Raw genomic sequence first — 11431 nt, 5'->3', positions numbered from 1 at the left:
GCCCACGACAGCACTCGACGTCACCATCCAGGCGCAGGTGCTAGATCTCCTCGACTCGCTGCGGCGCGAGCTGTCGATGGCACTGGTGCTGATCACCCACGATGTCGGCATCGTCGCGCAGTGGGCCGACAAGGTCATCGTCATGTACGCCGGCCGCAAGGTCGAGCAGGCGCTGCCCGACGCGCTGTTCTCGACACCCTTGCATCCCTATACGCGCGGATTGCTCGCCGCCTCGCCGCGGCTGAAGAGCGATCTCCACTACCGCGAGTCGAGGCTGATCGAGATTCCCGGCAGCAGCGTCTCGGCGACCGGCGAGAGGGGTTGCCCTTTCCGTCCGCGTTGCGCCATCGCCCGCGACAGCTGCGCGCATTTTTCGCCAAACCTGATCGACGTCGGCGACGGTCGCCTCGTCGCCTGTCCATACACCTTTGGCCCGGAGGTCGCGCATGACGCTGCTGTCCGTCTCTGACCTCGAAACGCATTTCCGTGCCCCCGGCGGTCATCTGAGGGCGGTTGACGGCGTGTCGCTCGAGGTCGAGCGCGGCGAGACGGTCGGTCTCGTCGGCGAAAGCGGCTGCGGGAAGTCCACGCTAGGCAAGAGCATCATGCGGCTCGTCGACCCGACGGGGGGCAGGATTGCATTCGACGGGACCGACATCACCGTGCTCGAGCAGCGCCGCCTGAAGGCGGTGCGCCGAAGCATCCAAATGATCTTCCAGGACCCGTTCGCTTCGCTCAACCCGCGTCACACGATCGGCGAAATCCTGACTGCCCCGCTCAAAGTGCACGGCATCGGCACCAGGGCGGAACGCAGGGCGATCGTGGAGGATATCCTTGCCAAGGTCGGCCTGCCCAAGGATTCGGTCGGGCGCTATCCGCACGAGTTTTCCGGCGGCCAGCGCCAGCGCATCGGCATCGCGCGTGCGCTGATCCTCAATCCCGAACTGGTCATCTGCGATGAGCCGGTGTCCGCGCTCGATCTCTCGATCCAGGCGCAGATTCTCAACCTGCTGGTCGAGATGAAGAGGCAGCTCGGCCTCTCCTATCTCTTCATCTCGCACGACCTCTCGGTGGTCCGCTATTTCGCCGACCGGGTGCTGGTGATGTATCTCGGCCGTATCGTAGAGAGCGCCGACAACGCCACTCTCTGGGCGTCGCCGCGCCATCCCTATACGCGCGCGCTGATGGACGCAGTGCCCGACGCTTCGCGGCGGCGGCAGGCGGCGCCGATCCACGGCGACCTGCCGAGCCCGCAGGATATCCCGAGCGGCTGCCGATTCCATACTCGCTGCCCGCTGGCAACGGAGATCTGCCGGTCGCAGGAACCCGAGTTCAGGGCGCTGGCGCCCGGCCACAAAGTGGCCTGCCACCACGCGGAAGCTACCATCAACTGAATTTGAGAACGGAGCAGCAGAATGTCCGACTACCGCTATCTGGGCCGCAGCGCACTGAAGGTCTCGCCGCTTAGCCTCGGCACGATGATGTTCGGTGGGCCAACGGAAGAAAAGGTTGCACATCGAATTATCGACCGCGCGCGCGATCAAGGCATCAATTTCATCGACACTGCCGACGTCTATCACAACGGCAAGTCGGAAGAGGTCGTCGGGCGCGGCATCAAGGCAAGCCGCGACCACTGGGTCGTCGCGACCAAGTTCGTCAATTCGCACGACAAGGGTCCGAATCTCGGCGGCCACTCCCGCAAATGGGTCATCCAGACGGTCGAGAACAGCCTGCGCCGGCTCGGCACGGACTACATCGATATCCTCTACTTCCATCGCGCGATCTTTGACGCGCCGTTGGAAGAGCCGTTACGCGCGATTGCCGACCTCATCCGCCAGGGCAAGCTGCGCTATTTCGGTGTCTCGAACTTCCGCGCCTGGCGCATTGCCGAGGTCGCGCATCTGGCGGACCAACTCGGCATCGACAGGCCGGTCACAAGCCAGCCGCTCTACAACATCGTCAACCGCACCGCCGAGGCCGAGCAGCTGCCGGCGGCCGCCTATTACGGCCTCGGCGTCGTCTCTTACAGTCCGCTCGCGCGCGGCGTGCTGACCGCGAAATACGAGCCCAATCAGGTGCCGGCGGTGGACACGCGGGCGGGGCGCGGCGACAAGCGCATCGCCGAGACGGAGTGGCGGCCGGAGTCGATCGAGATCGCCAAGCAGATCGCGGCACATGCAAGATCGCGCGGTGTCTCGGCGGCCGATTTTGCTCTGGCCTGGGTGCTGAACAACAAGCTGATAACGGCTGCGATCGCCGGCCCGCGCACGGAGGAGCAGTGGGAGAGCTACGTCAAGGCGCTGGAGTTTTCGTTGACGGCCGAGGACGAGGCTTTCGTCGACCGGCTTGTCACGACTGGGCACGCCTCGACGCATGGCTTCAACGATCCGAGCCACCCCGTCGAGGGCCGCGTGCCCCGGTCGGAGCCGGCGCCGATCCCTCTGACGCGCTCGCTGCGCGCCGCTTGACCCTAGCCGACGGCGCGGCTGCAGTGACAGGCCGTCCGTGCGATGAAACCGAACGCTTCGAATGATGAGGAAGCCAATGAATTGCCAAGTCGAGCGGTTACGCCCGAATGTCGTCGTGTTCTCGGGCAACACACACAGACCGTCGAAGTCGCGAACGCTGGCGCACCATCTCGGCGAGGCGCTGCGCGAGCGGGCATCCGTGACGCTGAGCTTCCTCGACCTCGTCGACGCAGGACGGGGTCTGGGCGCCGCCTTCAGCCGCAAGGAGTTGACGCCGGAGGCGCTCGAGGTCGTGGACGCGATCGAGCAGGCCGACGCGCTGATCGTCACGACGCCGGTCTACAACGGTTCCTATGCCGGGCTGTTCAAGCACATGTTCGACTTGGTGGATCCGCTGAAGCTGGTCGACCGTCCGGTGCTGATCGGCGCAACCGGCGGCGGGCATCGTCATGCCCTGGTCGTGGAGCATCAGTTGAGGCCGCTCTTCGGCTTCTTCTCCGCACTCACCGTCCCGAGCGCCGTCTACGCCAGCGACAGCGACTTCGTCGACGGAAGCCTGGCCGAGCCGCTGCTGCTGACCCGCGCGATGCAAGCCGTCGACCAACTCGCGGCTCTTCTCCTCTCGCGCCAGACGGGCGCGTCCGCGGCTTCAGCACCGCGATACGAGCAGCGTGCGCAAGCCCGGGTCGGATAACGGCGACCACGGCGCCGTCCAGCGATTGCACTCAGCCGAGATTCCAGGCGAGCGTGTCCCGCAAGGAGAAAGCCTCGGCGACTCTTCCGACCAACTGAAGGCATCCATCATGATTGACCTCCACTATTGGCCGACGCCGAACGGCAAAAAGATATCGATCTTCTTGGAGGAGACCGGGACGCCGTACCGGCTGGTGCCCGTTAACATCAGCTTAGGCGACCAGTTCAAGCCGGAGTTCCTGAAGCTCAATCCGAACCACCGCATGCCGGTGATCGTCGACCACGAACCGGTGGACGGCGGCCCCCCGATCAGCATCTTCGAGTCGGGCGCGATTTTGTTCTATCTCGCAGAGAAGACCGGCAAGTTGTGGCCGCAGGATCTGCGCGGCAAATATGAGGTCACCCAGTGGGTGACCTGGCAGGTGGCAAACCAGGGTCCGAAGCTGGGCGAAGCCGGCCACTTCCGTCGGCTGGGCGACAGGGAGGGCGATCAGTCCTACGCCGTCCGTCGCTTCACGGACGAGGCCAACCGGCTCTATGGCGTTCTCAACATGCGGCTGCGCGATCGCCGCTACATCGCGGGAGATGAGTTCACGATCGCCGACATCATCAGCTTCCCCTGGACGATCGGCTGGCAGGCCCAGGGACAGGACATCGACGAGTTCAAGCATTTCAAGCGCTGGTTCGAAGAGGTTGGCGCCAGGCCCGGCGTGCAGCGCGGCCTGGCCGTCGGTGCTGACCTCTCCACCGACACGAGCAAGCTTCCGCAGGAAGAGCAGGCTCGCATCCGCAAGATACTCTACAACCAGCGCGCTTTGCCCGTCGCAGACTGAGGTGCAGCACATCCGAGAAGAGCAAGCCGGGGCAGCCTAACCGACACCTCCTCAATGACGTGGCGGAGAGTGGGCCGCGAGCGCGCCGCCAGAATGCTTCATTCAGTAGGCAGCACCCTGTAGCGCCCGCCTGCGAAAATGAGCGGCCGCCTGCTCGCGTCGGCGATGCTGTCGACGATGCGGCCGACGACCAGCTGTGTGCCCTCGTGCTCGAACACCTGCGCTACCTCGCAATCGAACGCCAGCACCGCATCCGCAAAGACCGGCGACCCCGTGGTCAAGGATGTCCACCGGGCGGTGCCGAAGCGGTCGGCGCCGCTCAGGCTGCGTTTGCCGCCGAAGATGTCGGCGACCTCGCCGGCGCCTTCGGGCAAATAGCTGATGGCGAATGCCTTCGAGGTCGTGACCGTCTTCAGTGCGGAGGTGCTGTTGCCGATCGCGACCAGCATCGCCGGAGGCGAGGCCGACACATGCGTAGCCGAAAGCGCCAACAGCCCGGCCGGTCCGTCGGCATCACGCGCCGCGACGATCGGCACCGCGACGGGGCGAATTCCGAGCAGCTTCCAGAAGCCCGCCGGATCGAAGTTTGATTGCCGTTGCATTTGACCTCCGGTTGCTTCGGCGGAGAAGGATTCTAGTCGACAGGGCCGGCCCTACATCGCCCAGCGCGACGGGCGAGGCCTAGAGTGCGGCGAGGCCCGTGCGCCGGGTGATCAGTTTGGAAAGAAGATTGGGAACACATTGGAAGTTCAGTCATGAATGATATCTTTGGAATTGGTCAGGTGAGGGAAGGGTTTTTGAAAGAATCTCACCCTGCCTCGGATACATATTTCCCACTGCGCTCGCTTTCCAACAAAGCATCGTATTGCACGCTCAACGCAACAGCTGAAAAATGGTCTCAAAGTTTGCCGATGCGGGTTGAGACGACCTGACGACTGCTAAGGAAACCTGCCGCGGATCGCTTCGGAAGCGAGTATGCCGTGATGGAAGTCCTTTTCGGTCGCGTACACCGCCGTGGGTAGGACGAGAGACTCGAAGAAGGCAAACAGCGGCCTCAGCGGATGCTCGACCATCAGGGCGTGACGCTCGCCGCCGCCGGTCGCGGTCAGAAGCACCGGCTTGCCGCGCAGCGCGGAGGGCTCGATCAGGTCGAAGAATGCTTGCACAGTCCGGTATAGCTGCCCTTGTAGGTGGGCGAACCGACCACCAGCACATTGGCCGCGGTAATGGCATCGAGCACCCTGCGCCCGGGTTTGTCGAGGTCGCGCACCAAACGCGCGGAACCGAGCGACGGGCCGACGTCGTCGAGGTCGAACGTGGTCGCCGCAAGGCCATGCCGATCTGCGATCTCCCTGACGAAATGCTGGACGAAGCCACGCGTCTTCGGGGGCCGCGCAAGGTTGCCGGAGAAGCCGACGACTGTGGCGTTGGTCATGGCGGTCACCCGGTCTGCTGGTCCTGCACGATCGGACAGCTCTCGTCCTTCGCCCAGTCGGCGAAGCTGAGATAGTATGCGCGGACATCGTCATAGCCGGCACGGACAGCGGCGATTGCGGCCAGCGCAGCGCGGCCACCGCCATCGCAGTGGGTGACCACGTGCCCGCCTGAGCGAAATCCGGCATCGGACAGCAATCTTCGAAGCTCGGCGGTTGGCCTCAGGCGGCCGTCCTCGAGCAGGCTCGCGTGAGAAAGCAGACGCGCTCCCGGCAGATGCCCGCCTCGAGCATTGCGCCGAAGATCGGTGCCGGCGAACTCCGCCGCGGTGCGGGCGTCGAGAAGCTGGACGCTGTCGAGCTCTCCCTTCAGCGCGTCACGATCGACCAGACCGACCGATCCGACACCCGGCCGCGCGCGAAACGCCGTCAATGCCGGTGCCTCGCCCGCCTTAGCCAGCAGCTCGCTTCGACCGCGGATTTCAGGCCATCCGCCGTTCACGATGAGTGCCTCGGCTCCGAAATACTGCAGGATGAACCACACGCGCGCGGCCTCCGTCATGCGACCGTCGTCATAGACGACCGCAGGCACGGATCCGCCGACGCCGAGACTGGCAATCGCACGCTCCCAGTAAGCGACGTTCTCGAATGAGGTCTCGCCTGCCTTCGCGGCTGCTTCCCAGAGCTCGACGGGCACGCGGACGGCACTCGCCGCGTGATCGGCCCGGAATGCCTCGGCATCGCGCACATCGAGCAGGCGAAAGGCGGCGAGCAGGGAAAGTTCGCCCGCCTCAATCACTGGATCACGCGGCGCGAGCGTTTCCGACCCATGGTGGGAGGCGGCCCCAGCTGCCGCCGCTTTAGCCGCGCTTGCTGTGTGCCGAGACATCACACCTCGGCCTTCGTTCCGTCGAAGCGGGTGAACGTGAATTTCCCGAACGGCTCACGATACGTTTGCCGCTCGTTGCGCAACACGCTGATCGCGACAGCCTCGCCGAGCGCCAGCGACGCCGAGAAGTCGGAGCGCCAATGGATGCCGGCCCAGTCGCGGCCGATGCCGTAGTTCCAGGCGAGCTTGTTGAGCTCGCCACCGACGGTGAGCGGCTCGCCCTGGTAGGGGATGAGTTTCGTCGGATCCTTCGGGTCGGGCTGCACGGGATTGGGGATGACGGCGTCCTCATCGAACAGCGCCTTGAGGATCGTCACGTTGGACGCAGCGATCTGGGCCGCGCCGCCGGGATAGGTGGAGTGGATCGGCGCTCCCTCCGGATACACGTGGGAGAGGAGATGGCTGCCGAACTTGCCGACGCTTCGTGCCAGAGCCGCCGAGTTCAGGACGTCGTCGTGGACGGGATAGGCATCGACCTTGCTGGCGATGCGGTGGTGGATCAGCCCGCCATAGGCCTCCGGCCGCAAGGCGCGGTGAACGTAGAATTTCTGCCAGTACGCCACGCGGATGGCCAGCGAGGCAGTCAGCGGCAGCAGGCCCTGGGCGTAGGGCAGTCCGAAAGTGCCGTACCCGCCGGTCTGCGTCTTCGACTTCACGTAGGGATTGGATTTGCTGAACGGGATCCCGAAACCGCCGTACTCGGCGTTGGCCTTGTCGGGTCCCACGCCGAGCAGCAGGGCGGCCGACCAGAAGGCGGCCGGGTTGTTGTGCACATATTCGGCGAGATCGCGGCCGGTCGCGATGTAGCGCGGCGTCGGGTCGAAGCTGGTCGGCTTGGCGGGCGGATTCCCGTTCTGGATGGCGAGCCACTCGTCGTAGCCGGTGAGGAAATCGGTGCCGGCCGCGGCGGTGCGGATGCGGGCGGGGATGAGCTGGCTGCCGTAAGGAGCGTCCTTGAGCAGGAATTGCGAGATGTAGGGACCCTGAAGCGTGCCGGGCGGCGTCACATAGCGCCCGGTCCGTCCCGACGGATCTGCGGCGTCGACGTAGAGCGCCGTTCCGCGGAACAGGGTCTCGGGCGTGACGTTGCCGTCCCTGCGCGGGCCATTGAACGCGGCGAGCTTGTTCAATTCGTCGACCGCGGCGAGCACGTCCTTGTTCCTGGTGTCGTTCGTCAGCTCCGACAGCGGAACGTCGCGCAGGAGCGCCTGGCAGTAGAGCTCGACGGCCTCGCTCGCCCGGGTTGCGCCGTCGAGCGTCGGAGCCGGCGGGACAGCGAATTGCGGACCGACGCAGCCCGTCAGGTTCACCGCGAGCGAGCCGATCGGATTGAGCTGCTTGCGCTTCCCGCCGAGCGGTATGGCTTCGAAGTCGGCCGGGTCGCCCGACGCATAGGCCATGAGCGCCGCGTCAAAGGCTGCACGGTCGACTTCGCCGCGTTCGTTATGCGGCAGGCCGCGCGTGTCGGAGCCGATCAGGTTCGGATACTTCTGCTCGTCTCCGTTAACCGGATGCGGCGCTACCTCGACCGCGAAATCCGCATCCGCCGCGGTGCTTCGCACGACATAGGCGTGCTTACGGAAGGCGAGGTGGGCTTCCTCCGAGGTTTGTTCGGCGGCGCGGGCCGGCGTCGCGCCGACGACTGCGAGCGGAGGCAAGCCCGTGACGGCTATCGCCGCGACGCCTCCGGCGGCGCCCAGAAAGCGGCGGCGGCCGCCATCGGCAACGCCCACCGCATCTGGCGCCGCTCTCCCACGGGCGGCCCGGCCGTCTTCGCTATCCGATCCGTGACCCCGATGCGTCATTACCAGCTCCTTGCTCTTGCCGAAGCGCCGCGCGGGTCGAGGACCGCCGCGCCTATACCTCTTCGAGAATTCTCGCCTGCAGCGCGACGGCCGCGGTATCGGCGGCCTCCCGTCTCGGCCGGGGCAGATCGACCGGCATGTCGAGCGCTATGCCGCCGTCGCGAATGACGAGCACCCGGTCCGCAAGGGCCACCGCCTCGGCGACGTCATGGGTGATGAGCACTGTCGTAAAGCCGTGCTCGCGCCAGATGCGCTCAAGCAGGCGATGCATCTCCATGCGCGTCAATGCATCGAGAGCGCCGAACGGCTCGTCGAGGAGCAGGACTCCTGGCCGGCTCACCAGAGCCCTGGCGAGCGCGACGCGCTGGGCCTGTCCGCCGGACAGGACGGCGGGCCAGTCCTTCGATCGATCGGCGAGTCCCACATCCGCAAGGGCCTTGGCAGCCGTCTCGCGCCAACCCTTGGTGCGCGCAATGCCGACATTGCCCAGCACGCGATGCCAGGGAAGCAGCCGCGCGTCCTGGAAGAGCAGCCGGACGTTCGATTGCAGCGACTCGACTTTGGCGCCGCCGACCGCAATCGTGCCGCTCGTCGGCCGGTCGAGGCCGGCGATGAGACGAAGCAGCGTGGACTTGCCGCAGCCGGAGCGGCCGACGATCGCCAGCAATTGCCCGGCGGGAATCGTCAGGTCGAGTTCCGACAGGACGCATCTCTCGCCAAACGACTTCGAGAGGCCGTCGAGGCGGACGTCCTGCCCACCCGGTGACCGCGTGTCGAGGTCGCCCGGTGCCACGCGGCGAAGCAGATCCGGCTCCGCCGGCGCGTCCGCCTCGTGGAACACGGCATCCTTGTGCAGCCGCAGCACGGTCGCAGACTCTCTCACGACGTCGCTTCCCTGGTTGCATTCGGACGATAGGCAGGATGCCAGGCGAGTGCGCGTGCCTCGATGATCCGCGTGATGAAATCGGCCAGCTTGCCGAGCAGCGCGTAGACGATGATGCCGAGCACGACGACGTCCGTCTGCAGGAACTCGCGCGCGTTCATGGTCATGTAGCCGATGCCGGACGAAGCCGAGATCGTTTCGGCCACGATCAGAGTGAGCCACATGATGCCGAGCGAGAAGCGTAGCCCGACGAGGATCGAGGGGAGCGCACCGGGAAGGATTACCCTGAAGAACAGGGCGAATGGACCCAGTCCGTAGACGCGCGCCATCTCGATCAGCTTCGGATCGACGGTGCGGATGCCGTGGAAGGTGTTGAGATAAATCGGAAAGGCTGTGCCGATCGCGACGAGGAATATCTTCGCTCCTTCGCCGATCCCGAACCACAGGATGACCAGCGGGATGATTGCCAGATGCGGCACATTGCGCAGCATCTGCATCGAGGAGTCGAAGATGGTCTCAGCCAGTCGCGAGACCCCGGCGAGGATTCCCAGCACGAAGCCGATGCCGCCGCCGATGAGCAGCCCCTTGAGCGCGCGTTCGGTCGAGATCGTCGCGTGGGTAAGAAGCGTGCCGTTTTTGAGGCTCTCCCAGAACGCCACCGCTACTGCGCTTGGCGCCGGCAGGAGGCGGGTCGACAGCGCGCCGCTTCGCGAGGCGATCTCCCAGACGATCACGAGGCCGATCGGCAGCGCCCAGGACGCCAGCGTCTGAAACGCTGCCGCGCCGGTGCCGTGAAGGCGCGAGGGCCGGGCCATGCTCAGGACGCCCTTCTTGCAGCGGGGCGGATCTCGTTGGCGATCGTCTCGCCGAACGGACCGGTGTTGACGGAGAGCTCGGCCTTCTCCGGCGCATGCGCCAGCGGCAGCAACGGGAAGACGAGTTCGGCGAACCGGTACGCTTCTTCGAGATGCGGGTAGCCCGACAGGATGAACGTATCGATGCCGATCGACCGGTATTCGTTCATGCGTGCGGCGACTTCTTCCGGCGAACCGACGAGGGCGGTTCCCGCACCGCCTCTGACCAGGCCGACGCCCGCCCAGAGATTGGGGCTGACGACGAGCTTGTCGCGGCGCCCGCCGTGCAGCGCGCTCATGCGGCTCTGCCCGACGGAGTCCATGCGCGCGAACACGGTTTGCGCCTTGGCGATCGTCTCGTCGTCGAGATGCGCGATCAGGCGGTCGGCCGCTGCCCAGGCTTCGTCAGAGGTCTCGCGCACGATGACGTGAAGGCGAATGCCGAAGCTGAGTTTTCGGCCGTGCTTGCGGGTCGTCGCCCTCACCTTGGCGATCTTCTCGGCGACGAGTGCCGGCGGCTCGCCCCAGGTGAGATATTTGTCGACCGTCTCGGCTGCGACGTCGATGCCTTCTTCGGATGAGCCGCCGAAGTAGAGCGGCGGATGCGGTGACTGCACCGGCGGGAACAATAGCTGTCCGCCCTCGAGGCGGATGTGCTTGCCCGACGTCGTCACGGTCTCGCCGGCGAGCAGCGCCTTGTAAGCATGCATGAACTCGCGGGTGATCTCGTAGCGGTCGGCATGGCTGAGGAAGATGCCGTCACCCTTATTTTCGACCGGGTCGCCGCCGGTGACGACGTTGATCAACAGGCGTCCGCTTGACAGACGGTCCAGCGTTGCGGTCATGCGCGCGGCGACGGTCGGCGGCTGTAGCCCGGGCCTCACCGCGACCAGGAACTTCAACCGCTCCGTGGAGGTGAGCATCGCCGAGGCGACGATCCAGGAATCCTCACAGCTCTTTCCCGTCGGCAACAGCACGCCGTAGTAGCCGAGCTGGTCTGCCGCCTGCGCGATCTGCCTGAGATACGGGAGATCGGTCGCACGGCCGCCGACTGCGGTGCCGAGGTACCTGCCGTCCCCGTGGGTCGGCAGGAACCACAGCACGTTCACCCGGTCGGGCGACAGGTCGGCTGCGGTGTTCACGATTGCGGCTTCCTCACGGCGTCGGCGATCGAGATCTCGTGCGGGATCAGGCCGAGCTTGAAGAACACGTCGGCGATCTTCTGCTGCGCGGCCGCCACTTCCGGCGTGATCGGCTGCACGCCGTAGCTGCGCCGCTGGACCGCGACCTGCAGCACCTCCTCGGGAATGCCGAGCGCCGGCGAGAACTGCTTCGCCACGTCGGCGCGACTAGCGTTGATCCATGTGTCGACCTCGCCGAGCGAGGCAAGGATCGTGTCGACCGCGTCGGGATGAGCGTCGAGGAAGTCGCGCGAGGACAGGTAGAACTCGTGATTGTCCACGACGCCGCTGCCGTTCGCCAGCTGCCGTGCACCGGTCGCCGCTTCGGCGGCTGCCAGGAAGGGCTCCCAGATGACCCAGGCATCGACGGCGCCCTGCTCGAAGGCGGCGCG

The 11431-nt window shown here is 65.8% G+C and carries 12 protein-coding genes and 2 pseudogenes; 6 read left to right on the top strand and 8 right to left on the bottom strand.

Translation table 11 applies throughout. The features are described from left to right. The 5 genes from EOA38_RS15430 to EOA38_RS15410 form a co-directional block, all read left to right on the top strand. Positions 1–469 (top strand): oligopeptide/dipeptide ABC transporter ATP-binding protein (locus tag EOA38_RS15430; protein ID WP_145965971.1); only part of this gene is annotated, 469 nt, incomplete at its 5' end. Then, positions 447–1394 (top strand): oligopeptide/dipeptide ABC transporter ATP-binding protein, encoded by a 948-nt coding sequence (locus tag EOA38_RS15425; RefSeq protein WP_127299593.1) that lies wholly within the window; start codon positions 447–449, stop codon positions 1392–1394. The genes EOA38_RS15430 and EOA38_RS15425, both read left to right, overlap by 23 nt. Before the next feature lie 21 nt (positions 1395–1415). Further along, positions 1416–2468 carry an aldo/keto reductase gene (locus EOA38_RS15420; protein ID WP_127299592.1) on the top strand — a complete coding sequence of 351 codons (1053 nt, stop codon included), beginning with the start codon at positions 1416–1418 and terminating at the stop codon, positions 2466–2468. 76 nt (positions 2469–2544) lie between these two features. Next, positions 2545–3162: an FMN reductase gene (gene msuE, locus EOA38_RS15415; protein ID WP_127299591.1), complete on the top strand. Its 618-nt coding sequence runs from the start codon at positions 2545–2547 to the stop codon at positions 3160–3162. A 109-nt stretch (positions 3163–3271) separates the two neighbouring features. Then, on the top strand, positions 3272–3994 hold the full coding sequence (locus EOA38_RS15410; protein ID WP_127299590.1) for a glutathione binding-like protein: 723 nt from the start codon (positions 3272–3274) through the stop codon (positions 3992–3994). Positions 3995–4092: 98 nt separating this feature from the next. Here the strand turns inward: EOA38_RS15410 and EOA38_RS15405 are convergent, their stop codons facing one another. Continuing rightward, entirely contained in the window at positions 4093–4596 is a 504-nt protein-coding gene (locus tag EOA38_RS15405) for a flavin reductase family protein (RefSeq protein ID WP_127299589.1), read from the bottom strand. Between the two features lie 153 nt (positions 4597–4749). Here EOA38_RS15405 and EOA38_RS39200 point away from each other — a divergent pair, with 153 nt between their 5' ends. Next, positions 4750–4926 carry a hypothetical protein gene (locus EOA38_RS39200; RefSeq protein WP_189434689.1) on the top strand — a complete coding sequence of 59 codons (177 nt, stop codon included), beginning with the start codon at positions 4750–4752 and terminating at the stop codon, positions 4924–4926. A 6-nt stretch (positions 4927–4932) separates the two neighbouring features. Here the strand turns inward: EOA38_RS39200 and msuE (EOA38_RS15400) are convergent. The 7 genes and pseudogenes from msuE (EOA38_RS15400) to EOA38_RS39195 form a co-directional block, all read right to left on the bottom strand. After that, positions 4933–5429, bottom strand: a pseudogene (gene msuE, locus EOA38_RS15400) (FMN reductase). A 5-nt stretch (positions 5430–5434) separates the two neighbouring features. Next, entirely contained in the window at positions 5435–6226 is a 792-nt protein-coding gene (locus EOA38_RS15395) for a rhodanese-like domain-containing protein (RefSeq protein ID WP_245480842.1), read from the bottom strand. A gap of 89 nt (positions 6227–6315) precedes the next feature. Beyond that, positions 6316–8121 (bottom strand): vanadium-dependent haloperoxidase, encoded by a 1806-nt coding sequence (locus EOA38_RS40365; protein ID WP_245480841.1) that lies wholly within the window; start codon positions 8119–8121, stop codon positions 6316–6318. Between the two features lie 52 nt (positions 8122–8173). Then, the gene (locus EOA38_RS15385) at positions 8174–8914 is read right to left on the bottom strand and encodes an ATP-binding cassette domain-containing protein (protein WP_127299594.1); all 741 of its coding nucleotides are present in this window, start codon (positions 8912–8914) and stop codon (positions 8174–8176) included. Between the two features lie 86 nt (positions 8915–9000). Beyond that, entirely contained in the window at positions 9001–9819 is an 819-nt protein-coding gene (ssuC, locus tag EOA38_RS15380) for an aliphatic sulfonate ABC transporter permease SsuC (RefSeq protein WP_126090018.1), read from the bottom strand. Positions 9820–9821: 2 nt separating this feature from the next. Next, positions 9822–11000, bottom strand: a complete 1179-nt coding sequence (ssuD, locus tag EOA38_RS15375; protein ID WP_126090017.1) for an FMNH2-dependent alkanesulfonate monooxygenase — start codon at positions 10998–11000, stop codon at positions 9822–9824. Then, positions 10997–11431 (bottom strand): annotated as a pseudogene (locus EOA38_RS39195) (sulfonate ABC transporter substrate-binding protein); the annotation flags it as partial. The gene ssuD and the pseudogene EOA38_RS39195, both read right to left, overlap by 4 nt.

This window comes from Mesorhizobium sp. M1E.F.Ca.ET.041.01.1.1 (assembly GCF_003997355.1).
Classification (GTDB): Bacteria; Pseudomonadota; Alphaproteobacteria; order Rhizobiales; family Rhizobiaceae; genus Mesorhizobium.
This window is presented reverse-complemented; position numbering and strand designations above follow the sequence as displayed.

Excerpts from the sequence above, each read along its gene's own strand:
- EOA38_RS15425 (WP_127299593.1), top strand. The coding sequence starts at position 447 with ATGACGCTGCTGTCCGTCTCTGACCTCGAAACGCATTTCCGTGCCCCC.
- EOA38_RS15420 (WP_127299592.1), top strand. The coding sequence starts at position 1,416 with ATGTCCGACTACCGCTATCTGGGCCGCAGCGCACTGAAGGTCTCGCCG.
- msuE (WP_127299591.1), top strand. The coding sequence starts at position 2,545 with ATGAATTGCCAAGTCGAGCGGTTACGCCCGAATGTCGTCGTGTTCTCG.
- EOA38_RS15410 (WP_127299590.1), top strand. The coding sequence starts at position 3,272 with ATGATTGACCTCCACTATTGGCCGACGCCGAACGGCAAAAAGATATCG.
- EOA38_RS15405 (WP_127299589.1), bottom strand. The coding sequence starts at position 4,596 with ATGCAACGGCAATCAAACTTCGATCCGGCGGGCTTCTGGAAGCTGCTC.
- EOA38_RS39200 (WP_189434689.1), top strand. The coding sequence starts at position 4,750 with ATGAATGATATCTTTGGAATTGGTCAGGTGAGGGAAGGGTTTTTGAAA.
- EOA38_RS40365 (WP_245480841.1), bottom strand. The coding sequence starts at position 8,121 with ATGACGCATCGGGGTCACGGATCGGATAGCGAAGACGGCCGGGCCGCC.
- ssuC (WP_126090018.1), bottom strand. The coding sequence starts at position 9,819 with ATGGCCCGGCCCTCGCGCCTTCACGGCACCGGCGCGGCAGCGTTTCAG.